At 66.5% G+C, this 23,173-nt stretch carries 23 protein-coding genes and 1 pseudogene; 10 read left to right on the top strand and 14 right to left on the bottom strand.

The window, feature by feature from the left end; all coding sequences use genetic code 11:
* The first annotated feature begins 131 nt into the window (after positions 1 to 131).
* The 3 genes and pseudogenes from ACFPOE_RS03665 to ACFPOE_RS03655 all read left to right on the top strand — a co-directional run bounded on the left by ACFPOE_RS03665 (position 132) and on the right by ACFPOE_RS03655 (position 2,730).
* A complete protein-coding gene (locus ACFPOE_RS03665; RefSeq protein ID WP_376848634.1) occupies positions 132 to 1,334 on the top strand; it encodes an ammonium transporter in 1,203 nt (400 codons plus the stop codon).
* A 220-nt stretch (positions 1,335 to 1,554) separates the two neighbouring features.
* Positions 1,555 to 1,956 (top strand): annotated as a pseudogene (locus tag ACFPOE_RS03660) (RNA recognition motif domain-containing protein); the annotation flags it as partial.
* A gap of 261 nt (positions 1,957 to 2,217) precedes the next feature.
* Positions 2,218 to 2,730 (top strand): RNA recognition motif domain-containing protein, encoded by a 513-nt coding sequence (locus tag ACFPOE_RS03655; protein WP_376848633.1) that lies wholly within the window; start codon positions 2,218 to 2,220, stop codon positions 2,728 to 2,730.
* Between the two features lie 57 nt (positions 2,731 to 2,787).
* On the opposite strand, the gene ACFPOE_RS03650 is transcribed toward ACFPOE_RS03655, so the two are convergent.
* The 4 genes from ACFPOE_RS03650 to ACFPOE_RS03635 are packed head-to-tail and all read right to left on the bottom strand — an operon-like array spanning position 2,788 to position 5,756.
* Complete coding sequence (locus ACFPOE_RS03650) at positions 2,788 to 3,564, bottom strand: SDR family oxidoreductase (protein ID WP_376848632.1); 777 nt, start codon at positions 3,562 to 3,564, stop codon at positions 2,788 to 2,790.
* A gap of 19 nt (positions 3,565 to 3,583) precedes the next feature.
* Positions 3,584 to 4,234 carry an LPS export ABC transporter periplasmic protein LptC gene (gene lptC / locus ACFPOE_RS03645; protein ID WP_376848798.1) on the bottom strand — a complete coding sequence of 217 codons (651 nt, stop codon included), beginning with the start codon at positions 4,232 to 4,234 and terminating at the stop codon, positions 3,584 to 3,586.
* Positions 4,235 to 4,239: 5 nt separating this feature from the next.
* Entirely contained in the window at positions 4,240 to 4,779 is a 540-nt protein-coding gene (locus tag ACFPOE_RS03640; protein ID WP_376848631.1) for a KdsC family phosphatase, read from the bottom strand.
* Positions 4,779 to 5,756: a KpsF/GutQ family sugar-phosphate isomerase gene (locus ACFPOE_RS03635; protein WP_376848630.1), complete on the bottom strand. Its 978-nt coding sequence runs from the start codon at positions 5,754 to 5,756 to the stop codon at positions 4,779 to 4,781. Before ACFPOE_RS03635 ends, ACFPOE_RS03640 begins: the two co-directional genes overlap by 1 nt.
* A 45-nt stretch (positions 5,757 to 5,801) precedes the next feature.
* Between ACFPOE_RS03635 and ACFPOE_RS03630 the strand changes: the two genes are divergently transcribed.
* Together ACFPOE_RS03630 and ACFPOE_RS03625 are read left to right on the top strand one after the other, a co-directional pair.
* The gene (locus tag ACFPOE_RS03630; protein WP_376848629.1) at positions 5,802 to 7,787 is read left to right on the top strand and encodes a cation:proton antiporter; all 1,986 of its coding nucleotides are present in this window, start codon (positions 5,802 to 5,804) and stop codon (positions 7,785 to 7,787) included.
* Between the two features lie 11 nt (positions 7,788 to 7,798).
* Positions 7,799 to 8,350, top strand: a complete 552-nt coding sequence (locus ACFPOE_RS03625; protein ID WP_376848628.1) for an adenine phosphoribosyltransferase — start codon at positions 7,799 to 7,801, stop codon at positions 8,348 to 8,350.
* Here ACFPOE_RS03625 and ACFPOE_RS03620 read toward each other — a convergent pair.
* From ACFPOE_RS03620 to rpmH, 7 genes are all read right to left on the bottom strand, one after another.
* Entirely contained in the window at positions 8,347 to 9,102 is a 756-nt protein-coding gene (locus ACFPOE_RS03620) for a hypothetical protein (protein WP_376848627.1), read from the bottom strand. The genes ACFPOE_RS03625 and ACFPOE_RS03620 overlap by 4 nt on opposite strands.
* A gap of 104 nt (positions 9,103 to 9,206) precedes the next feature.
* Complete coding sequence (locus ACFPOE_RS03615) at positions 9,207 to 9,698, bottom strand: Crp/Fnr family transcriptional regulator (RefSeq protein WP_376848626.1); 492 nt, start codon at positions 9,696 to 9,698, stop codon at positions 9,207 to 9,209.
* Positions 9,699 to 9,787: 89 nt separating this feature from the next.
* On the bottom strand, positions 9,788 to 11,179 hold the full coding sequence (gene mnmE, locus ACFPOE_RS03610) for a tRNA uridine-5-carboxymethylaminomethyl(34) synthesis GTPase MnmE (protein WP_376848625.1): 1,392 nt from the start codon (positions 11,177 to 11,179) through the stop codon (positions 9,788 to 9,790).
* A 41-nt stretch (positions 11,180 to 11,220) separates the two neighbouring features.
* Positions 11,221 to 12,936 (bottom strand): membrane protein insertase YidC, encoded by a 1,716-nt coding sequence (yidC, locus tag ACFPOE_RS03605; RefSeq protein ID WP_376848624.1) that lies wholly within the window; start codon positions 12,934 to 12,936, stop codon positions 11,221 to 11,223.
* Positions 12,933 to 13,211 carry a membrane protein insertion efficiency factor YidD gene (gene yidD, locus ACFPOE_RS03600; RefSeq protein WP_376848623.1) on the bottom strand — a complete coding sequence of 93 codons (279 nt, stop codon included), beginning with the start codon at positions 13,209 to 13,211 and terminating at the stop codon, positions 12,933 to 12,935. The genes yidC and yidD overlap by 4 nt, the downstream gene beginning before the upstream one ends.
* Positions 13,208 to 13,615: a ribonuclease P protein component gene (locus ACFPOE_RS03595; RefSeq protein ID WP_376848622.1), complete on the bottom strand. Its 408-nt coding sequence runs from the start codon at positions 13,613 to 13,615 to the stop codon at positions 13,208 to 13,210. The genes yidD and ACFPOE_RS03595 overlap by 4 nt, the downstream gene beginning before the upstream one ends.
* 29 nt (positions 13,616 to 13,644) lie before the next feature.
* Positions 13,645 to 13,779 (bottom strand): 50S ribosomal protein L34, encoded by a 135-nt coding sequence (gene rpmH, locus ACFPOE_RS03590; protein ID WP_027101598.1) that lies wholly within the window; start codon positions 13,777 to 13,779, stop codon positions 13,645 to 13,647.
* Positions 13,780 to 13,984: 205 nt separating this feature from the next.
* Between rpmH and dnaA the strand changes: the two genes are divergently transcribed.
* From dnaA to gyrB, 3 genes are all read left to right on the top strand, one after another.
* Positions 13,985 to 15,397 carry a chromosomal replication initiator protein DnaA gene (gene dnaA, locus ACFPOE_RS03585; protein ID WP_376848621.1) on the top strand — a complete coding sequence of 471 codons (1,413 nt, stop codon included), beginning with the start codon at positions 13,985 to 13,987 and terminating at the stop codon, positions 15,395 to 15,397.
* A gap of 55 nt (positions 15,398 to 15,452) precedes the next feature.
* The gene (gene dnaN / locus ACFPOE_RS03580; RefSeq protein WP_376848620.1) at positions 15,453 to 16,559 is read left to right on the top strand and encodes a DNA polymerase III subunit beta; all 1,107 of its coding nucleotides are present in this window, start codon (positions 15,453 to 15,455) and stop codon (positions 16,557 to 16,559) included.
* Positions 16,560 to 16,654: 95 nt separating this feature from the next.
* Positions 16,655 to 19,291, top strand: a complete 2,637-nt coding sequence (gene gyrB, locus ACFPOE_RS03575) for a DNA topoisomerase (ATP-hydrolyzing) subunit B (RefSeq protein WP_376848619.1) — start codon at positions 16,655 to 16,657, stop codon at positions 19,289 to 19,291.
* 75 nt (positions 19,292 to 19,366) lie between these two features.
* Here the strand turns inward: gyrB and ACFPOE_RS03570 are convergent, their stop codons facing one another.
* The 3 genes from ACFPOE_RS03570 to ACFPOE_RS03560 form a co-directional block, all read right to left on the bottom strand.
* Complete coding sequence (locus tag ACFPOE_RS03570) at positions 19,367 to 19,513, bottom strand: lmo0937 family membrane protein (RefSeq protein ID WP_376848618.1); 147 nt, start codon at positions 19,511 to 19,513, stop codon at positions 19,367 to 19,369.
* 194 nt (positions 19,514 to 19,707) lie between these two features.
* Positions 19,708 to 20,718: a ribonuclease Z gene (locus tag ACFPOE_RS03565; protein WP_376848617.1), complete on the bottom strand. Its 1,011-nt coding sequence runs from the start codon at positions 20,716 to 20,718 to the stop codon at positions 19,708 to 19,710.
* Between the two features lie 93 nt (positions 20,719 to 20,811).
* Entirely contained in the window at positions 20,812 to 21,504 is a 693-nt protein-coding gene (locus tag ACFPOE_RS03560; RefSeq protein WP_376848616.1) for a C39 family peptidase, read from the bottom strand.
* A 673-nt stretch (positions 21,505 to 22,177) separates the two neighbouring features.
* Here ACFPOE_RS03560 and ACFPOE_RS03555 point away from each other — a divergent pair.
* Positions 22,178 to 22,756, top strand: coding sequence for an NnrU family protein (locus ACFPOE_RS03555; RefSeq protein WP_376848615.1), 579 nt, complete (start codon positions 22,178 to 22,180; stop codon positions 22,754 to 22,756).
* Between the two features lie 9 nt (positions 22,757 to 22,765).
* Complete coding sequence (locus ACFPOE_RS03550) at positions 22,766 to 23,173, top strand: PPC domain-containing DNA-binding protein (RefSeq protein WP_376848614.1); 408 nt, start codon at positions 22,766 to 22,768, stop codon at positions 23,171 to 23,173.

Raw genomic sequence — 23,173 nt, 5'->3', positions numbered from 1 at the left:
AAGGGCAGCCCTGACGGGTGGTCTGCGGCGGCCGCACGCTTCTGGCGCAAATTTTGCTTGGTTATGGTGCGAGAGGCGCATCGAGCCCTCTCACGCACCAATAACACTCACATTTCATCGCAGAGGTTCTCATGGAAGCACTAAAACAGGGCGTCGACGCCCTGTTCATCCTGCTGGGCGGCGTCATGGTGCTCGCCATGCACGCCGGCTTTGCCTTTCTCGAACTGGGGACGGTCCGCCAGAAGAACCAGGTCAACGCCCTGGTCAAGATCCTCGTGGACTTTTCCGTCTCCACTGTCATGTACTTCCTGGTGGGATACACGGTCGCCTACGGAACCAGCTTCTTTGTCGGCGCCGAACAGCTGGCGGCGCGCAATGGCTACGAGCTGGTGCGGTTCTTCTTCCTGCTGACGTTCGCAGCAGCCATCCCCGCGATCATTTCGGGCGGCATCGCCGAGCGGGCACGGTTCGGTCCGCAACTGATGGCCACCGCCGTCATCGTGGGGCTGGTCTATCCGCTGTTCGAAGGCGTGGTCTGGAACCACCACTTCGGCATCCAGGACTGGATCAGGCGGGCGACCGGCGAGGAGTTTCACGATTTCGCCGGTTCGGTGGTGGTCCACGCCATGGGCGGCTGGCTGGCGCTGCCGGCGGTGGTGTTGCTCGGTGCCCGGCGCAATCGGTACCGCAAGGACGGCGCGGTCTCGGCCCACCCGCCGTCGAACATCCCCTTCCTGGCGCTGGGCGCCTGGATACTGACGGTGGGCTGGTTCGGTTTCAACGTGATGAGTGCCCAGACCATCGACAAGATCTCCGGGCTGGTGGCGGTGAATTCGCTGATGGCCATGGTGGGCGGCACGCTGGCGGCGCTGGCGCTCGGGCGCAACGACCCTGGCTTCGTGCACAACGGCCCGCTGGCAGGGCTGGTCGCGATCTGCGCCGGTTCTGACCTGATGCATCCGCTGGGGGCGCTGGTGGTTGGAGGCGTCGCCGGCGCGGTGTTCGTCGTCATGTTCACGCTGACCCAGAACCGGTGGAAGATCGACGACGTCCTGGGCGTCTGGCCGCTGCACGGCCTGTGCGGCGCCTGGGGCGGGATCGCCGCCGGCATTTTCGGCAGCAAGTTGCTGGGCGGCCTGGGCGGCGTCAACATCTGGGCCCAGGTCATCGGCACCGCCATGGGCGTCGGCTGGGCCCTGCTGGGCGGCGTCGTCGTCTACGGCCTGATCAAGTCGGTCACCGGATTGCGGCTGACGCAGGAGGAGGAATACGAGGGCGCGGACATCTCGATTCACCGCATCGGGTCGACGCCGGACCGCGAAGTGAACTGGTGAAGCGGGCAAACGAGCAACGCCGCAATGGGGTCTCTGCGTTTTTTTACCAAAGTCTCAGGATTTAGCCCATAATGGCCCGGTGCCGTGGTCCTAGACCCGGCGCAAGGTCTGCGGTGAATGGTCAGTTTCGCGTCTTCGAAGTGAAGTTTTTCGGTTTGTGATTGCGTGTCGGACTCCCCATCGCTTCGTGCGTATTTTTTTTAGATGATGGAGTCCAACGATGGGCAACAAACTTTACGTGGGGAACCTTCCCTACTCTTACCGTGACAGCGACATGGAACAGGCTTTCAGCCAGTACGGTACCGTGTCCAGCGCCAAGGTCATGATGGAACGTGACACCGGCCGCTCCAAGGGTTTCGGCTTTGTCGAAATGTCCAACGATGCCGAGGCGCAAGCCGCAATCGCTGGCATGAACGGCCAGCAAATCGGCGGCCGCGGTCTCGTGGTCAACGAAGCCCGTCCGATGGAAGCTCGCGCTCCTCGTAGCGGCGGCTTCGGCGGCGGCGGTGGTGGCGGCGGCTACGGTGGTGGCGGCGGCGGTGGCGGTTACGGCGGCGGTGGTGGCGGCGGTGGCCGTTCCGGCGGCGGCGGCGGCTACGGCGGCGGCGGCGGTGGCCGCAGCAGCTACTAAGACCTTCCTGTCAGCAGGAAGCAACAAAGGGACCTTCGGGTCCCTTTTTCATTGGCAAATCGCCTCTTTTCCACGCTTGAGCGCGACCGTTGCACTTGCCTCAGATCCAGACACCTGCGCCATAATGGAATTGCGTGAAGGCATTCTTCACGCAGGATTGCGGTGATCAGGTCACTTTCGCGTCACTGGCTCGGTTGAATGCGTTTTCGGGACTCCATCGCTCACGTCAATGTTTTTATAGGAGTCCCAGTCATGGGCAACAAACTGTACGTCGGCAATCTGCCGTATTCGGTGCGCGATAGCGATCTCGAACAGGCCTTCGGCCAGTTCGGTGCCGTCACCAGCGCAAAGGTCATGATGGAGCGTGAAACCGGGCGCTCCAAAGGCTTCGGATTCGTGGAGATGGGCAGCGATGCGGAGGCGCAAGCTGCAATCAACGGCATGAACGGCCAGCCACTGGGCGGACGCAGCGTCGTGGTCAACGAGGCCCGTCCCATGGAATCGCGTCCCCCGCGCAGCGGCGGTTACGGTGGTGGCGGCGGCGGTGGTTATGGCGGCGGTGGCGGAAGCGGCGGCGGTGGCGGCGGCTACGGTGGTGGCGGCGGCACGGGCGGAGGCGGCGGCGGCGGCCGCAGCGGTGGCGGCGGAGGCTACGGTGGTGCTGGCGGCGGCGGCCGCGATGGCGGGTTCCGCAGTCCCTACGGCTCCGGCCCGCGCGGCGGCGGTCGTGACGGCGGCGGCGGCGGCGGCCGCGGCGGCTACTGAAGCCAGCCGATCCCAGCAAAAAGGGCTCCGGTGGGAGCCTTTTCGCTGTCGGAGCATCTATTGCTCGTTGTGGCGCTGCTTGCGGGCCCGCCCGGCCAGCAGCTTGTCGAACAGCGGATTGGGCAGAAGGCGCAGCAGCTTGGCGACGATGCCCATCTGCCAGGGAATGACGCAGTAGCTCGCGCCACGGTCGATCACCGCGCTCGCGCGCGCAGCGAAGTCCGTTGCCGTCATCAGGAACGGCATCGCGTAGCGGTTGCTGCGCGTCAGCGGGGTGTCCACGTAGCCCGGGCAGATGGTCACTACCCGCACGCCGCTGGAGCGCAGCTCTCCGCGCAGGCTCTCGCAGTACGCAACGACGGCGGCCTTGCTGGCGCAATAGGCTCCGTGCCCCGGCAGCCCGCGGATGGCCGCGACGCTGGCGATGCCGACCAGCCTGCCGCTGCCGCGGCGGACCATGGGGGCCACAAAGGGCTGGAAGGTCGCCGCCAATCCGACGTTGTTCACTGCGAAGGTCCGCGCCAGGACATCCAGGTCCGCCCGGATGGCGGTGTCGACGCCGGCGCTGATGCCCGCGTTGGCGACCACCACGTCAGGCAGTCCCTGGCCCGCAATGCAGGCGAGGCCGGCCGCGACGATGCTGTCGATGTCGGCGACGTCGGCGCCGTAGATGGCATACCTTCCACGATCCAGCCGCTGCCCGTCGGCCCAGCGCTGGATCTCGTCGGCGCGGCGGGCCACCAGCGCCAGTCGCCAGCCGGCCTGGTAATAGCGCCAGGCCAGAGCCTGGCCGATGCCGCTGGAGGCACCGGTGATGAAGACGAGCTTGTCCATCGTGTGCGGTGGACGGCGCTCAGGGCTTGCGGGCCGGGGTCAGCGTCCCGCGCACCCGCCCCTGCAGGAGCACGACCCGGCTGACGTTGTCGAAGTCCAGGCTGTCGGCCGTGAACTTGTCGGTGCCGCGGATCAGGGTCACCGGCTTGTGCGACTTGACCCGTTCGGTGGTCACGAAGGCGTCCAGGAAGTCGCCGCGGAACTCGAGCGGTGGCGTGGCACGCCCGTCCGGACCCTTGGTGGGCTGGCGCTTGACGACCGCATCGCCGATCAGCTGCACCTCGGAGCCATCGGCATTGGACAGGGCCCGGGTCGCGGTCGCCTCGGTGAGTTCGTCGTGCTCGTTGTAGGCGCGGATGCGGGGCTTGTCGATTTCCAGCGTATCGGTGTCCGGAAAGTGGCGCGCCTCGGTGCCGAACACTTCGCTCTTGAGCCGGCCGGTGGCATCGAAGGTTTTGACGGAAAACCCGCGCATGTAGTAGTCGGGCTCATGCCGGGCGGGCCGCACGGGCTCGGGCAGGCTGAACATGGGCGTGTTGCGGGCCAGCCAGTAGGTGCCCAGCGCCATCAGCCCCATCAGGATGATCGGCAGGTAGATCGACAGCTGGTCCCAGGCGTCGCGGGCCAGGGCCTGGCCGGTGCGCGCCGCGGGCGCCGGAGCCGGAAGCACCGCGCTCAAGCGTACGACTCCAGCAGGCCTGCATAGCGCCCGCTGGCCACCAGCAGCAGGTCGCAGAACTCGCGCGCCGCTCCATGGCCGCCCGCGGCTGCCGTCACATGATGGGCGAGCGCCTTGACCTCTGCATGCGCGTTGGCCGGCGCCGCCGCCAGTGCGCAGCGCCTGAGCACCGGCAGGTCGGGCCAGTCATCGCCGATGGCTGCCGCCTGGGCCCAGTCCACGCCCAGCGTGGCGAGCGTCTTCGCGGCCGCCGGCGCCTTGTCCTCGGTGCCGTAATGCACGTGGTCCACGCCCAGCGCAGCCAGCCGGGCGCGCAGCGGACCGGAGTCGCGGCCGGTGATCACGGCCGGCGTGATGCCGGCCCGCTGCAGCAGCTTCAGGCCGAGGCCGTCGAGGATGTGGAAGCGCTTGAGGCTTTCGCCCTGGTCGGACAGATACAGGCCGCCATCGGTCAGCACGCCATCGACGTCGAAGAAGGCGACCCGGATTCCCTGGGCCCGGAGCAGCAGTTCGGGCGGAAAGTTCACTGCGGCCACTAGATCACCTTGGCGCGCATCAGGTCGTTGCTGTTGACGGCGCCGCACAGCCGTCCCTGCGCATCGACCACCAGCACGCTGGTGATGCGGTGCTTCTCCATCAGTTCGGCCGCCTCCACCGCGAGCGCGTCGTCGCGGATCGTGCGCGGCTGCGGGAACATCACCTCGCGGGCGGTGACGGCGCGCAGGTCCACGCCCTTTTCCACCAGCCGGCGCAGGTCGCCATCGGTGAAGATGCCCAGCACGCGGTTGTCGTCGTCGACGATCGCGGACGCCCCCAGCCCCTTGGCGCTCATTTCCCGCATCAGGGCGGTGAACGGCGTGTCAGGTCCGACGCGCGGAATCGCGTCGCCGGCGCGCATCACGTCGCTCAGGTGCGTGAGCAGCTTGCGCCCGAGCGCGCCGCCCGGATGGGAGCGCGCGAAGTCCTCGGTGCGAAAGCCACGCGCGTCCAGCAGCGCCACCGCCAGGGCGTCGCCCATCGCCAGTTGCGCCGTGGTGCTCGCCGTCGGCGCCAGGTTGAGCGGACAGGCCTCTTTCTCCACGCCGCTGTCCAGTGCGACGTCGGCGTGCAGCGCGAGCGTCGATGCCGCACTGCCGGTCATGGCGATCATCGGCACGCCCAGCCGCTTGAGAACCGGCAGGATGACCGTGATCTCCTCGCTCTCGCCACCGTTGGAGATCGCCAGCACCAGGTCCACCGGCTTGATCATCCCCAGGTCGCCGTGGCTGGCTTCGGCCGGATGCACGAACATCGCCGGCGTGCCGGTGGAGGCCAGCGTCGCCGCCACCTTGCGTCCGATGTGGCCGCTCTTTCCCATCCCCATGACGACCACCCGGCCGCGCACGTCGAGCATCATCCGGACCGCCCGGCCGAAGGCCTCGCCGGTGCGCGCCTTCAGGCCCAGGACCGCCGCCGCCTCGATCTCGAAGGTCTCATGGGCCAGGCGCAGGGCCCGGGCTGCATCGAAAGTCATCCGGCGATTCTATGGCCCGCCCAGGGGGCACGCTAGCATCGGGGCATGTCCGGCCTCGAACTCACGCTGCTCTACCTGCTGGCCGCCGTGATCGGCGTGGTGGCCAGCCGCTCGCTCAAGCTGCCGCCGATGCTGGGATACCTGGTGGTGGGCGTGATCATCGGCCCCAACGCACTGGCTGTGGGCCACAACGCGGACGGCGTGCGCCACCTCGGCGAATTCGGCGTCGTGTTCCTGATGTTCGTCATCGGGCTGGAGTTCAACCTGCCCAAGCTGCGCGCGATGCGCCGGCATGTCTTCGGGCTGGGGCTGATGCAGGTCATGCTCACGATCCTGCTGGCGACCATCGGCTCGCTGTTGCTGGCGGCGCTGGCGCCGACCCTCTGGAAGATGAGCTGGCAGACGGCGCTGACGCTGTCCGGGGCGCTGGCAATGAGCAGCACCGCGATCGTGATCAAGCTGATGGCCGAGCGGCTCGAACTGGAGAGCGAACATGGCAAGCGCGTGATGGGCGTGCTGCTGTTCCAGGACCTGGCGGTGGTGCCGCTGCTGGTCCTGATCCCGGCCCTGAGCAGCCCGCCGGAGACATTGCTGATCGCGCTGGGCGTCGCGACGCTGAAGGCCGCCGTTCTCATCACGCTGCTGCTGGTCGGCGGCCAGCGCATCATGCGCTGGTGGCTGACGATCGTCGCGCGGCGCAAGAGCGAAGAGCTGTTCGTGCTGAACCTGCTGCTGGTGACGCTGGGGCTGGCGTGGCTGACGCAGCTGGCCGGCCTGTCGCTGGCCCTGGGCGCCTTCATCGCCGGCATGCTGATTTCGGAGACCGAATTCAAGCACCAGGTGGAGACCGACATCCGGCCCTTCCACGACGTGCTGCTCGGACTGTTCTTCATCAGCATCGGCATGTTGCTGGACTGGCGGATGGTGGCGGACCGCTGGGGCCTCGTGCTGCTGCTGGTGACCGTGCCGGTGTTGTTCAAGCTGCTGCTGGTCACGCTGCCGGCGCGGCGCCTGGGCGCCTCGTGGGGCGTCTCGCTTCGCACCGGCCTTTACCTCGCGCAGGCCGGCGAGTTCGGCTTCGTGCTCCTGACGCTGGGGCAGCAGAACGGGCTGGTGCCGGCACGGCTGCTCAATCCCGTGCTGGCCAGCATGGTGCTGTCGATGCTGGCGACGCCGTTCATCATCATGTACAGCAACCGGATCGTTCTCAAGCTGGTGGCCGGCGAGTGGCTGCAGCAGTCGCTGCAGATGACCTCGATCGCGCGCAAGTCGATCAACGCCAACAGGCACGTGATCATCTGCGGCTACGGCCGCTGCGGCCAGAACCTGGCGCGCATGCTCGAACGCGAAGGCATTCCTTACCTGGCGCTGGACCTCGATCCCGACCGCGTGCGCCAGGCCGCCGCGGCCGGCGATTCGGTGGTGTACGGCGACGCCGCAAGGTTGCAGGCGCTGATGGCCGCCGGGCTTGCGCGCGCCAGCGCGGTCGTCGTCACCTACCTGGACGTCAACAGCGCGTTCAAGGTGCTCGCCCACAGCCGCAGCCACGCGCCGCACGTGCCGGTGATCGTGCGGACGCTCGACGACAGCAACCTGGAGAGGCTGCAGAAGGCGGGGGCGACCGAGGTCGTGCCGGAAACGCTGGAGGCCTCGATGATGCTTGCCAGCCACGCGCTCGCGCTGGTGGGGGTGCCGATGCGCCGCGTGATCCGCATCGTGCAGGACCAGCGCGATGCGCGCTACAGCCTGCTGCGGGGCTACTTCCACGGCGCCGACGACGACACCGTGGCGGAGCGCGAGCAGGAGCGGCTGTCGACCGTCACGCTGCCGCCGGACGCCAAGGCGATCGGCCATCCGCTGTCGACCTTCGCCTTCAATGCAATGGGAGTGCGCATCGCCAGCCTGCGCCGCGCCAACGGCCAGGCCGTGGCACTGGAAGGCCAGCCGCTGTTGCTGGACGGCGACGCGCTGGTGCTGTCCGGCGTGCCCGAGTCGCTGGCGCTGGCGGAAGAAAAGCTGCTTCGCGGCTGAAAGAGCAACCCATGGACCAATTCCCGAGCGTCAACGACTACCTGCGCCACCACATCCGCACCGTGCCCGACTGGCCGGCGCCCGGCGTGCAGTTTCGCGACATCACGCCGCTGCTGCAGAACCCGAAGGTGTTCCGCGTGCTGATCGACGCCTTCGTGCACCGCTACATGGACCGGCGGCCCGACGTGGTGGCCGGCCTGGATGCGCGCGGCTTCATCCTGGGCGCTGTGGTGGCGTACGAGCTCAACGTGGGCTTCGTGCCGATCCGCAAGAAGGGCAAGCTGCCCTTCACCACGGTGGAAGAAACCTATGAGCTCGAATACGGCAGTGCCACGGTGGAATTGCACACCGACGCCGTCCGGGCGGGCGACCGGGTGCTGTTGATCGACGACCTGATCGCCACCGGCGGCACCATGATGGCGGGCAAGAAGCTGCTGGAGAAACTGGGCGCCGTCGTGATCGAAGGCGCGGCGATCGTCGACCTGCCGGAACTGGGCGGCTCGGCCAGACTACGTGCCAGCGGACTGCCGCTGTTCACGCTGGTGGACTACGCCGGGCACTAGCGCAATTCGCCGTACTGCGTGCCGCTGAGCAACTGGGTCTTCTGCTCGGCATCCGGCATTTCGGTGTCTTCGAAGCCGGTCAGCAGGGTATAGCTGCGCGGGCCATGGTGGCCCTTGCCGTCCGGTCCCTGGGCGCTGGCGGAGCCGGGCGCTGGCGTCAACGCAGCGGGACGGGACCCAGCCACCAGCGCGCGCTTGAAGGCCTCCACTTCCTCGGCCTCGATCGGCTCGTACGCCGCACCCCTGGGCGCGGAGGCGACGATCGGCGCAGGCACGGAATGCAGGTCCGCCGGCTGCGAGTCGGCCTGCGGGTGCGAGTCTGCGGCGCGCTGGCGGCGCCGGACGTCCGCACGGCCGACGGCGACATGATCATTGACTCGCCAGTAGACGGCCGTCACCACGATGTCGTGGCGCGCCTTGGCCGACTGGGCGATCAGCGCCTCGATCTCGGCGAGGTTGGCCGCGTCTCCACCCATGCCGTGCGCGAGATCGACCATGATCAGGAACTGGCGGCCCTCCGCATCCAGGGACAGCACCTTGAACTTGTAGCTGGCCGACAGGACGCCGGCGCGAACCATCGCTTCACGCACCACCGCGTACAGCAACTCGCGCCGTGCCGCCCGCTCGGTCCTGCGCTTGGCGGAACTGGTGGCGGGCGCGGCTTCGCGCGACGACTTGCGTTGGACGCCCCCCGTGATCGTCGATGCGGGCGGGGCTTTCGAGCGCTTCTTGCTGGGGAAAAGCCAGCTCATGAGGGACATCAGTGGTCCTTTGTCATTTTTGGGAATTGTGGCTTGGGGCGCCGCAAAAGAGGAGGGCCGCGCTGCACTCGTGGGCGCGCGGAACGCAGCCGGCTTCAGGTGACTGCGACCCGGCGCGGCTTGTTCATCAGCCGCCGCGATACCAGCGAACCCAGCCCCATCGCAACCTCGAGCGCGACGGCGGGTTGGCGATTGGTGAGTTCGGTGAAGCGGATCGGCGTCAGGCACCAGATCTTGGCTGCGGTGGCGGCCTGGACCGTCGCGTTGCGGGGCAACCGGGAAAAGAACGCGCCCTCGCCGACAGCAGAACCCGGCTCCACCATGGCCAGGCGCACACGGCCCTTGTCGTCTTCGTAATGAACGCTGAGCGTGCCCGCTTCCACCAGGTACAGCGTACGGTCCAGCGCGCCTTGTTCGATCAGCTTCTGGCCCTGCGTCAGGGCAAAGGGCTGCAGGTAGCCTGCCAGCAGGTCCCACTGCTGCGGCGTCAGATGCGGGGTGAACGCGTCGGAGGACTCGCTCTGTTTAATGACCTTGATCAGGGCCTGGATGTCGAACTTGACGGGCGATCGCAGTGGGGCGTTCATGGTGGCTGAACAGTAACCAGCCGCAGCGGGCCCCACAAGGCCTTTAACCTGCCCTTACACCTGAAACGGAAGTTACAGCCACAGTGTTGCTACTTGCCGATGCAAAAGCTCGAGAAGATCACACCCAGCAGGTCGTCGGAGTTGAATTCCCCGGTGATTTCGTTCAGGCAATTCTGCGCCAGCCGCAATTCCTCGGCCATCAGGTCCAGCGCCTGCGCCCTCTGCGCCAGCAGAGCGCCCGCTTCCATCAGATGCGATTCCACCCGGCGCAAGGCGTGGACGTGGCGCTCGCGCGCCATGTAGACCCCCTCCGGCGCTGACTGCCAGCCGGCCACGTCCAGCAACTTCTGGCGCAGGGCGCCCAGTCCGGCCCCGGTCTTGGCCGACAGCGTGATGCTGTCGTGTCCGGCAACCCGCGCAACGTGGGCCGAGGGCGCTGCATCCAGTTTGTTCCAGACGTCGATCACCGGTACGGCTCTCGGCAGACGCGTGGCCAGCGCGTGCGCGACGGCAACGTCCCCGCAGAGATAGTCGGGCGAAGACTGGCGGGTCAGGTCGTGCAGGAACAGCACCGCATCGGCCGTTTCGATCTGGCCCCAGGCCCGCTCGATGCCGATCTTCTCCACCGCGTCCTGGCTGTCGCGCAGGCCGGCGGTGTCGATCACGTGCAGGGGCACGCCTTCGATCTGAATGGTCTGGCTGACCACGTCGCGGGTGGTGCCGGCGACCGGCGTCACGATTGCCAGCTCCGCGCCCGCCAGTGCGTTGAGCAGCGAACTCTTGCCCGCATTGGGCTGGCCGGCGATCACCACCTTGATGCCTTCGCGCAGCAGCGCGCCTTGGCGGGCGCGCAGCATGACGCGCGCCAGCGTCTGTTGCAGCCGCTCGAGCTGGCCCTTGGCATCCGCCTGCTGCAGGAAATCGATCTCTTCTTCGGGGAAGTCCAGCGTCGCCTCCACCAGCATGCGCAGGTGGATCAGCGCATCGCGCAACGCATGGATCTCGCCGGAGAACTCGCCGGCCAGCGAGCGGCTCGCGCTGCGGGCTGCCGCTTCGGTGCTGGCGTCGATCAGGTCGGCGATGGCTTCGGCCTGCGCCAGGTCGATCTTGTCGTTGAGGAAGGCCCGTTCGGTGAACTCGCCGGGCTCTGCCACCCGCATGCCGTTTGCCTTGCCGGCTTCCAGGCAGCGCGCCAGCAGCAGTTGCAGCACCACCGGGCCGCCATGCGCCTGCAGCTCGAGCACGTCTTCGCCGGTATAGGAATGCGGCGCCGGGAAGTGGATCGCCAGGCCCTGGTCGATGGCGCTGCCGTCGGCAGCGCGGAAGGGCAGGTAGGTGGCCTCGCGCGGCTTCAAGGCCCGGCCGCACACCGCCTCGATCACCGCCGCCACGGATGCGCCCGACACCCGCACGATGCCCACCGCGCCGCGCCCCGGGGCAGTGGCGATGGCGGCGATCGGGTCGTTGTGTCGCGCTAGCACCTTCAAGGACAAGGCGGCCCGCGGGCCGCCCTGCTTCTCCTCTATCTGAACTTGGGCAGGTTGAACTGCGGCGGCACGCCCATCCGCTTGTTGATCAACCATTGCTGTGCGATCGACAGCACGTTGTTGGTGATCCAGTACAGCACCAGGCCGGACGGGAAGAAGAAGAACATCACGCTGAAGGCCAGCGGCATGATCCACATCATCTTGGCCTGCATCGGGTCCGGCGGCGCCGGGTTGAGCGCGGTCTGCAGCATCGTGGTCATGGTCATCACCACCGGCAGGATGTAGAAGGGATCGGGAGCGGACAGGTCATGGATCCAGCCGATCCACGGCGCGCCGCGCATCTCGACGCTGGACAGCAGCACCCAGTACAGCGCGATGAACACCGGGATCTGCACCATGATCGGAAGGCAGCCACCCATCGGGTTGACCTTCTCCTCGCGGTAGATCTTCATCATCTCCTGCTGCATCTGCTGCGGGTTGTCCTTGAAGCGTTCCCGCATGGCCGTGACCTTGGGATTGATGGCCTTCATCTTGGCCATGCTCTCGTAGCCCTTGGCCTGCAGCCAGTAGAAGGCGATCTTGATCAGCAGCACCAGGCCCATGATCGACCAGCCCCAGTTGCCGACCACGCTGTGGATCTTGTCCAGCAGCCAGTACAGCGGCTTGGCCAGGATGGTGAGCCAGCCGTAATCCTTGACCAGTTCCAGCCCGGGGGTGATCTTCTCCAGCACTTTCTCCAGCTGCGGGCCGGCGAAGAACTTGGCGTCAACCGACCTGGCGCTGCCCGGGGCAATGGCGTCCAGCGGCGCGATCATTCCGACTGCGTACAGGTTGTTGTCGACCTTGCGCACGAACAGCTCGCGCTTGACGCCCTCCGGCAGGATCCAGGCGCTGGCGAAGTAGTGCTGCACCATGGCGACGTAGCCGCCGGTCGACTCCTTGTCGATGTCGGCCTTGTTGTTCTCGATGTCCTTGAACTCCACCTTGTGGTACTTCTTGGCATCGGTGTAGACCGCCGGCCCGGTGAAGGTCGAATAGAACGACGACTCGCCCGGCAGCTTGTTGCCGTCGCGCACCAGCTGCATGTACAGCTGCGGCGACACCGGGGCCGTGCCGGTGTTGATCACCTCGTGCTTGACGGCCACCTCGTAGGCGCCGCGGTTGAGCGTATAGGTCTTCACCAGCTTGACGCCGTTGACGTCGGGCGACTCGAACTTGATGGTCAGGGTGTTGGCGCCATCCCTGAGCTCGCGGGCGCCGCTCACCGTCATCGGCGTCTTGTGGTTCGGGAAGGTACCGCCGATCAGGCCGCTCTGCGCCACATAGACGCGGTCCGGTCCCTGGTCGAGCAGGACGAAGGTGCCGGTCTTGCCGCTGCCGGCCTGCTTGAGGAATTCGGACTTGACGATGGTGCCGCCTTCGGTGTCGAAGGTCAGGCGCAGCAGGTCGGTGGTGGCAGTGACGCGCTCGTGCGGGATGGCGGCGCTGTCGGTCGCGGGCGGCGGCGTGCCCGGCACCGACGAAGGCGCCGTGGCGGCCGCGGTCGAGGGGACCGCCGCCGACGGCACGGCGCCGCCAGCCGGCACGCTCGATGCGGCCGGAGCGGCGACCGGCGCCGGAGCGCTGACCGAGGCCTTGGTCCCGAGCAGGAAGGTGCCCTTCTGCCCGTTATGGATCTGCCACTTGTCCCACAGCAACACCATGGAGAAACCAAAAATCACCCACAGGATGGTGCGGCGAATGTCGTTCATGAAGACTTCTTATCTGAAAAGGGTGAAAGCAGGTGGGACAGGAAGCGCGGCGTTTCAAGCTGCTCCGGCACGGGATCGGACCCGCCCTGGCACCACGGGTGGCAGCGACCGAGGCGCGCCAGCGTGAGATAGGTTCCGCCCGCGGCGCCATGCCGTTCGAGCGCCTGCAGCGAATAGACCGAGCAGGTGGGTGTGAAGCGGCAGGCCGATCCCAGCCAGGGCGACAGCAGCAGCCGGTAGCCCTTGACCAGCCCGATGAGCGCGGCGCGGATCATTTCGCGGCCCGGGCAAACAGCTGCTGCAGCTCGCTGCGCACCGCCTGCTTGAGCGCTTCGGAGCTGGCGCTGGGAAATTTGGCGCGATCGAACGCGCTGCGCAGGCGCACGACGTGGGCGGCCGGCGTCAATCCGGGTTCGAGAGCGCTGCTCACGGCGTAGATCTGGCGCTTGATCGCGTTGCGCGTCACAGCCCGCTTGGCCCAGCGCTTGGGAATCAGGGCCCCGACCCAGGGCTCCATCACGGCAAACAGGGCCTGAGACGTCATGGACTCAGGCCCTGGATTTGCGGGTTGGAGCTGCGTGTCGAGGCCGGTCCGGTGCAAGGCGAAGTGCGCGGTTCTGGAGATCGTGGCGCCTGCCAGGACAGCCTGGAACTGCGCCCGGGTCTTGAGCCGCTGCACTGGACAACCGCGTGGCTGCGGCAGCGGCTTCAGACAGCCAGGCGCTTGCGGCCCTTGGCGCGGCGTGCATTGATGACGGCACGGCCGCCGCGGGTCTTCATGCGGACCAGGAAGCCGTGGGTGCGTGCGCGGCGCACTTTGGAGGGTTGGTATGTGCGTTTCATGTTGGCTCTCAGGGAAACCCATGATTATCGCGGAATTCTTCAATCGCGGCAAGGACATAGCGGTGCCCGAGGGGATTTGCCCCGGCCCTGGGCGGCCGGATCGGGGGCGGCCGGCGGGGCGGGGCGCGATTGTGGATAAGGCTTTGATAAATTAGAATGGCCGGTTTCGCGCAATGAACAATATCCACAGAGGCGTCAGCCAAGAATGAGCGAGGGGCAGCACAAGATCGTGGCCACCAATCTGGCCCTGAGTGCGGGCGAGAGCCTGTGGCAAGCATGCATCGAGCAGCTGGCGCAGGAGCTCCCGGAGCAGCAATTCAACACCTGGATCAAGCCCCTGCTGGCCCAGGTGTCGGACGATTTCACGCGCGTGACGTTGTTCGTCGCCAACAGATTCAAGCTGGACTGGGTGCGTGCACAGTACTCGCATCGCATCGCCGTGATGCTGGAAAAGCTGTATGGACAGCCTGTCCACCTTGAGTTAGCGCTTGCTCCGAGAGAAGCGCAAGCACGTTCTTACGCCACGCCGGCCTCTGCCGACATGGGCGCGGTCGCGGAGCCGGCTGAGCTGGCCGACGACAGCGCGTCGGCCGCTTTCAAGAACCGCCTCAACACCGCGCTGACGTTTGATACTTTAGTAGAAGGTACCGCCAACCGGATGGCGCGCGCCGCCGCCATGCACGTGTCGGGCATGCCGGGGCAGCTCTACAACCCGCTATTCATCTACGGCGGGGTTGGCCTGGGGAAAACCCACCTGATGCACGCCGTCGGCAACAAGCTGCTGGCGGACAAACCGGGCAGCAAGGTGCTCTACATCCACGCCGAACAATTCGTCTCGGATGTGGTCAAGGCCTACCAGCGCAAGACCTTCGACGAGTTCAAGGACAGGTATCACTCGCTGGACCTGCTGCTGATCGACGATGTCCAGTTCTTCGCCAACAAGGACCGCACCCAGGAGGAGTTCTTCAACGCCTTCGAGGCCCTGCTGGCCAAGAAGTCGCACATCGTGATGACGTCGGACACCTACCCCAAGGGCCTGGCCGACATCCACGAGCGCCTCGTTTCGCGCTTCGATTCCGGCCTGACGGTGGCCATCGAGCCGCCCGAGCTGGAGATGCGGGTCGCCATCCTGATCAACAAGGCCCGCGCCGAAAGCGCCGAGATGCCGGAGGAAGTGGCCTTCTTCGTGGCCAAGAACGTGCGCTCCAACGTGCGCGAGCTCGAAGGGGCGCTGCGCAAGATCCTGGCCTATTCGCGCTTCAACCAGAAGGAGATCTCCATCATGCTGGCGCGCGAGGCGCTGCGCGACCTGCTGTCGATCCAGAACCGGCAGATCTCGGTGGAGAACATCCAGAAGACGGTGGCGGACTATTACAAGATCAAGGTCGCCGACATGTATTCCAAGAAGCGGCCGGCCTCGATCGCGCGGCCGCGCCAGATCGCGATGTACCTGGCCAAGGAACTGACCCAGAAGAGCCTGCCCGAGATCGGGGAACTGTTCGGCGGGCGCGACCACACGACGGTGCTGCACGCGGTGCGCAAGATCTCCGGCGAGCGCCAGCAGCTGACCGAGTTGAACCAGCAGCTGCACGTGCTGGAACAGACCCTGAAAGGGTGAAAATGCTGTCTGTTGTGCCTGAAACGAAGAAATCAAACCACAAAGAGGAGTCCGCATGATCGTCCTGAAGGCAACTCAAGACAAGGTGCTCGCGGTGCTGCAGTCAGTCGCCGGCATCGTCGAGCGCAGGCACACGTTGCCGATCCTGGCCAATGTGCTGATCCGCAAGACCGGCAGCTCGCTCCAGCTGACGACCAGCGACCTGGAGATCCAGATCCGCACGACGGCCGAACTCGATGGCGACAACGGCAACTTCACCACCACGGTCGGCGCGCGCAAGCTGATCGACATCCTGCGCACCATGCCGGCGGATCAGACGGTCAGCCTGGAAAGCAACCAGAACAAGCTGATCCTCAAGGGCGGCAAGAGCAAGTTCACGTTGCAGACGCTGCCGGCCGAGGACTTCCCGCTGGTGCAGGAGGCAGCCAGCTTCGGCCCGGTGTTCAGCGTGCCGCAGAAAACGCTCAAGGACCTGCTCAATCAGGTCTCCTTCGCGATGGCGGTGCACGACATCCGTTACTACCTCAATGGCATCCTGTTCGTCGCCGAAGGCAAGCAGCTGTCCTTGGTGGCAACCGACGGCCACCGCCTGGCTTTCGCCAATGCAACCCTGGATGTCGAAGTGCCGCGCCAGGAAGTGATCCTGCCGCGCAAGACGGTGCTGGAGATGCAGCGCCTGCTGTCGGACGCCGAAGGCGCGATCGAGATGCAGTTCGCCAGCAACCAGGCCAAGTTCAGTTTCGGCGGCATGGAGTTCGTCACCAAGCTGGTGGAGGGCAAGTTCCCCGACTACAACCGCGTGATCCCCAAGAACCACAAGAACTCCGTGACGCTGGGCCGGGCGCCGCTGCTGGCCAGCCTGCAGCGCACCGCGATCCTGACCAGCGAGAAGTTCAAGGGCGTGCGCCTGAACATCGAGCCGGGCACGCTGCGGGTGGCCAGCAACAACGCCGAACAGGAAGAAGCGGTGGACGAACTGGACATCGATTACGGCGGCGACGCCATCGAGATCGGCTTCAACGTCACCTACCTGATCGACGCGCTGGCCAACATGGACCAGGAGATGGTGAAGATGGAGCTGGCCGACGCCAACAGCTCGGCGCTGCTGACCATTCCGGACAACGCGACCTTCAAGTACGTGGTGATGCCGATGAGGATCTGAGGCCGTTCGGGCTGAGCCTGTCGAAGCCCGAGAACGGATGAAGGACCCGCCCACAAGGCGGGTTCCGTGTTTCAAGAGTTTGAGAGAAGTTGTCTATGTCTGAAGAAAACAAGCCCGATGAGTCCGTCCATGTGGGCGCCGGTGAGGAAGGAAGCTCCAATTTCCAGCCCCTGATCGACACCAACCAGGCCGGCGCGAGCGCGGCCTATGGCGAGGGCTCGATCCAGATCCTGGAAGGCCTGGAAGCGGTGCGCAAGCGGCCCGGCATGTACATCGGGGACACGTCGGACGGCACCGGCCTGCACCACCTGGTGTTCGAGGTGGTGGACAACTCCATCGACGAAGCACTGGCCGGCCACTGTGACGACATCATGGTGACCATCCACACGGACAACTCGATCAGCGTCACGGACAACGGCCGCGGCATCCCCACCGGCATCAAGATGGACGACAAGCACGAGCCCAAGCGCTCGGCCGCCGAGATCGCGCTGACGGAACTGCACGCCGGCGGCAAGTTCAACCAGAACAGCTACAAGGTCTCGGGCGGCCTGCACGGCGTCGGCGTGAGCTGCGTCAACGCGCTGTCGAAGATGCTGCGCCTGACGGTGCGGCGCGAAGGCAAGGTCCACGTGCTGGAGTTCAGCCGCGGCTTCGTGCAGAACCGCATCATCGAGAACATCAACGGTGTCGAAGTTTCTCCGATGCAGATCCTGGGCGACACCGACAAGCGGGGCACCGAGGTGCACTTCCTGCCGGACAACACCGAGATCTTCAAGGAGAACAACGATTTCCATTACGAGATCCTCTCCAAGCGCCTGCGCGAGCTGAGCTTCCTGAACAACGGCGTCCGCATCCGGCTGCTGGACGAGCGCACCGGCAAGGAAGACGACTTTTCCGGCGCCGGCGGCGTCAAGGGCTTCGTGGCCTTCATCAACAAGGGCAAGCAGGTGCTGCACCCCAACGTGTTCCACGCGATGGGCGACCGCCAGAGCGACCAGAACACCAACATCGGCGTCGAAGTGGCGATGCAGTGGAACAGCGGCTACAACGAGCAGGTGCTGTGCTTCACCAACAACATCCCGCAGCGCGACGGCGGCACCCACCTGACCGGCCTGCGCGCGGCGATGACGCGCGTGATCAACAAGTACATCGAAGAAAGCGAGCTGGCCAAGAAGGCCAAGGTGGAAGTGACCGGCGACGACATGCGCGAGGGCCTGACCTGCGTGCTGAGCGTGAAGGTGCCGGAGCCGAAGTTCTCCAGCCAGACCAAGGACAAGCTGGTGTCCAGCGAGGTACGGGGGCCGGTGGAAGACGTTGTCGCGCGCACGCTCGGCGACTACCTGCAGGAGCGGCCCAACGACGCCAAGATCATCGTCGGCAAGATCATCGAGGCGGCCCGCGCCCGCGAGGCGGCGCGCAAGGCGCGCGAGATGACGCGGCGCAAGGGCGTGCTGGACGGCATGGGCCTGCCGGGCAAGCTGGCGGACTGCCAGGAGAAGGACCCGGCGATGTGCGAGATCTACATCGTCGAGGGAGACTCCGCCGGCGGCTCCGCCAAGCAGGGCCGCGACCGGAAGTTCCAGGCCATCCTGCCGCTGCGCGGCAAGATCCTGAACGTGGAGAAGGCCCGCTACGAGAAGCTGCTGACCAGCAATGAAATCCTGACGCTGATCACGGCGCTGGGCACCGGCATCGGCAAGGCCGGCGGCAACATGAACGCGAACGGCCAGACGGCCACCGGCGCCGACGACTTCAACGTCGCCAAGCTGCGCTACCACCGCATCATCATCATGACCGACGCCGACGTCGACGGCGCCCACATCCGCACCCTGCTGCTGACGTTCTTCTACCGCCAGATGCCCGAGCTGGTGGAGCGCGGCCACATCTACATCGCGCAGCCGCCGCTGTACAAGGTGAAGGCCGGCAAGGAGGAGTTGTACCTGCAGGGCCAGTCCGACCTGGACGGCTTCCTGCTGCGCATCGCCCTGAACGGGGCGGCGGTGCACACCGGCGGCGGGAACAGCAGCACCATCACCGGCGAGACCCTGGCGGAATTGGCGCGCAAGCACCAGGTGGCGCAATCGGTGATCAACCGGCTGTCCGGCTTCATGGATGCGGAAGCATTGCGGGCCATTGCCGACGGCGTGGGCCTGAACCTGGACACGGTGCCCGATGCCGAGGCGTCCGCCATCGCGCTGCAGGCGCGCCTGCAGGAGATGGATGGCGCCACCAGCGCCAGCCCGGCCGAAGTGGCGGGCGAATTCGACGTGCGCACCGACAAGCCGATCCTGCGCATCAGCCGCCGGCACCACGGCAACATCAAGAGCAGCGTTATCACTCAGGACTTCGTCCACGGCGCCGACTACGCGGCGCTGGCCGAGGCCGCCAATACCTTCCGCGGCCTGCTAAGCGACGGCGCCAGGGTGACGCGCGGCGAAGGCGAGCGGATGAAGGAAGAAAAGGTGGGCGACTTCCGCCAGGCCATGCAGTGGCTGATCGCCGAAGCCGAGCGTGCCACCAGCCGCCAGCGCTACAAGGGCCTGGGCGAGATGAACCCGCAACAGCTCTGGGAAACCACCATGGACCCGACGATCCGCCGCCTGCTGCGCGTGCAGATCGACGACGCGATCGAAGCGGACCGCGTGTTCACCATGCTGATGGGCGACGAGGTCGAGCCGCGCCGCGAGTTCATCGAGACGAACGCGCTCCGGGCGGCAAATATCGACGTTTGACCCAGCGCGCCGGCGCAAGAAAAAAGGGAGCCGAGGCTCCCTTTTTTCTTGCGGTCGGGGCGATTCCCGCCCTGGCTAAGCCTTGCGGCCGGTGACCAGTTGGAAAATGATGATGATCACTGCGATCACGAGCAGGGCATGCACGAGGCCGCCCGCGGTGAACGAAGTGACGAGGCCCAGGGCCCACAGAATCAGCAGAACGATGGCGATGGTGTAAAGCATGGGAAGCTCCTTGCGGGGACATGCGGCATGACATGGCCGCAAGCATGATCGAAGGTGTTCCAGCTGCCAGCCATCGCTGAGGTGGCTGCTTGACCTGTCGACGGGTCAAACATAGCCAAGCGCGGCTGGCTCGTGTGTAGGTGACACGACCGAGCGCTTGTAGGTGGCTCAGCCATTCCACCCTCGGGAAGACCCTAGCCCCCCGACCACGCTGCCAGCAATTCCCCCTCCACCTCTGCCTCCCTCCCGCGATACCGCGGCGAAAAATGAAAGGGCACAACCGACTTCGCGCCCAGCTCCCGTGCGATGCAGCCCGCCTGGCGCGCCGTCAGATGGTTCTTGCGCAGGCCGTGCTCACTGTCGGCGTCCAGGAAGACACTCTCGATGAACAACTGGTCGACGCCGGCCAGCAACTGGCCCAGGGCGCGCCGGTTGGCGTCGGTGAAGCGCAGGTCGGTCACGTAGCCGACGCGGCGGCCGGGGGCGACATCGATCAACACCGGCGCCAGTTCGCCCACGCTGCGCGTCATCTCGTGCTGGCCCAGCTGGTCGCGCCACTCCACCCGGATCGGTGTCTCCGCCGGCGCGCCCGACAGCACGGCCAGCTTCAGCTCGCGCAGCCATGGCCCGGTAGTCACCCCCAAGGCGGCAAGCCGGTCCTTGGCGACCCGGCCGCGCGCCTTCTCCTCCAGGGCGAACGCCAGGCAAGGCATCTCGTGGTCGACGAACCGGCCGCGCACGCGAAACAGCGCTTCGTCGTGCAGCACGTCGCCCTCGCATCGGAACGAAGCACCGTCCTCCCGCGCAAAGCCGGTGCGGCTGGAAAAGCGCGCGCCCCGGCCGCGGCCGTCGACGCCGACCTCGCGCACCGCCAGCACCAGTTCGACGGCGTAGCGGTGCACCACGTTCCACGTGTAAGCGCGCAGCTTGTGCTCCACCTGCGCGACGAAGCCCGGGCCGCCCACCAGCACGATGCAGTCCTTGCGCCCCAGCACCACCCGCAGCAGCTGGTCGAAACCGGCAAAGTGGTCCATGTGGGTGTGGCTGACGAACACGTGTGAAACCCGCACCAGCTTGCGCGGCGGCAGCGCACTGACGCCCCCCAGGTCGAACAGCAGCGCCCGGTGCTCGTCGTTGAAATCGACGTGCAGGCCGGGGTCGCCGAAGGCGTCGTTGACCAGGTGGGGCTCGAACAGGTGCCGCATTGGGTGGAGCTGCGATCCGCACGCAGCTTAGCGCGTGGCGATGGCAGCCGGGTCCCGCGGGGATGCCGGGCTCATGCGCGGCCTCAGGGCCTGTCAGTGAAGCGAAGAGGCGTTGGCCGTGGCGTCGGCGATGGCCAGTTCCTGGCCCTCAGCCATCATCTCGACCGCCGCCACGTAGGTCGGCTTCATCTCGCCGGCCAGCAGCGGCCGCAGGCCCTTGCCGGGCTGCGGATCGATCACCGTGCCGCCCAGGATCCGCACGTTCCCGCGCCGGGACTTCTCGTACGTCAGGCTCACCAGCACCACGGCATGCTGCATGGCGCCGAGCAACAAGGGGTTTCCATCGGCGAGCTCGGCGACGACCTTGTGCTCGCTGACCTGGAACCGGTTCGCGTATGCATCGGTGGCCACCGCGTGGCCCTGGAACGGCCGGTGCCTGCCATCCACCCAGGCCTTGGAGAGCGCCCTGGTCATCGCCTGGCCCGAGGGCGCCGGCATGTCGACAACCGCACCGTAACCGTCCTTGACGATGTCTTCCTGCCGCACGGCGTAGCCGTGGTGCGCGAAGATCATCGAGATGGCAGCCGCCCAGCACCATTGCGGCTGCTCCTGCGCGACGACCAGCCGCTCCGCGCTGCCGGCCGGCAGGCCGGCGCTGCAGATGGACACGCCGTCGCCGTTGGGGGTGCCGCAAACCTCTTCGGCCTGGCCTGGAAGTGCCAGCGCAGCCAATGCCAGAGCCGCCAGGAATGAGCGGAAGGTTGGCGGGGACAGGCGGCGAAACATGATTTGTCATCGTGAACTTGTTGGCGGGTCGCGAGTGTTACCAATGGCTAACCAGGGGGTAGGGATTTGACTTGCTCCTGGCGGAGTAGCCGGCGCCGACCGACGTCCGGGCGCTGCGGCAAACCCTGGGGACAGATCCGGCACAACTGTAGAGTTATCCACAGCAAACGCCCGGCCGGCCGAGTTGTTCATTGCGGCACGACAGCACGGACGCAGGGGTGCCCACAGCCGCGGCCCCGCGGCAAGTCGTTGATGCTGCTCGGGAAAGAGCGCTTGTCCACAGCGCAGGCCAGACCTTATCTACTACTACTAGTTTGAATAACAAGATAAAGAAGAAGACAGGCGCAGCGCTGCCCGGTGCGGCGGGGCCCTGGTCCGCGGCCCGACGTGGCTCGAGAATCGGCGGCCGAACCCCTGCGCACCGGCGCGATCCGGCAACGCAAAAATATTCTTTCCCACTGTTCGTGCACAGTGTCCGGCTCTGGTGTCAACAAGCTTGTCCGGCATGAACAGCGTTGCCGGGAAAGGAGAAAGCCAGGTTGTCCACAGGTGGATCGAACAACCTGAGATCGCTGGATAATTGGCGTTTGGACGGGGCCGACCGGCCAGCCGCACTCGCCGGCGGCCTGTTCGCAGCCCATAATCGCGCCTCCACAAACCGGAGGAGTGCCCGATGGCCGTCCTGATCCTGGGTCTCGTCCTCTTCCTGGGCGTTCATTCCGTGCGCATCGCTGCCGACGGCTGGCGCACGGCGACGATTGCCCGCATCGGCGAGAAGCCGTGGAAAGGGCTGTTCGCGCTGGCCTCGCTGGCCGGTTTCGTCCTGATCGTGCTGGGTTTCGGGCTGGCGCGGCGCAACCCGGTGTACCTGTGGGAAGCGCCGATGGGCATGCGCCACCTGGCCGGCCTGCTGATGCTGTTTGCGTTCGTCCTGCTGGCCGCCGCCTACGTTCCGCGCAATTCGATCAAGGCCAGGCTGCACCATCCGATGGTGCTGTCGGTCAAGGTCTGGGCCGTCGCCCACTTGCTGGCCAACGGCAACCTGGTGGACGTGGTGCTGTTCGGGGCGTTCCTGGTCTGGGCGGTGTTCGACTTTCGCGCTGCCCGGCGCCGCGATCGGGCGGCCGGCACCGTGTATCCCGCCGGCACCGCGGCCGGCACGGCCATCACTGTGGTGGTGGGCGTCGCCGTCTGGGCGCTGTTCGCGTTCTGGGCCCACGGCCTGCTGTTCGGCGTGCGGCCGTTCGGCTGATCGCAGCCGATGCAAGTCCACGTGCTGCGCCTGCAACCGGGCGACGACCTGCGGCTGTCGCTGGAGGCGGCCTTTGCGGAACTGGCGAAGTCCAAGGGCATTGCCGCCGCCTGCATCGTCTCCGCCGTCGGCAGCCTGTCGCGCGCCGTGCTGCGCTATGCCGACAAGCCCTCGGGCAGCGACATCAACGCTGCGCTGGAGTTGCTGATGCTGTCGGGCACGCTCAGTCCCGACGGCGCCCATCTGCACGCCAGCGTGGCGGATGAACAGGGCGAGGTGCGGGGCGGCCATCTGCTGCCCGGTTGCATCGTGCGCACCACGGCGGAAGTGGTGATCGCGCTGCTGCCAGGCTGGGAGTTCCGGCGCGAGCTGGATGCGGCCACCGGCTTCAACGAGCTGCAGCCGCGGCCGCGATAA

The organism is Caenimonas terrae (assembly GCF_042655405.1).
In the GTDB taxonomy this organism is placed as follows: domain Bacteria; phylum Pseudomonadota; class Gammaproteobacteria; order Burkholderiales; family Burkholderiaceae_C; genus Ramlibacter; species Ramlibacter terrae_A.
Note: the sequence above shows the minus strand (reverse complement) of the source record. Positions and strands in the feature narration are given on the sequence as shown.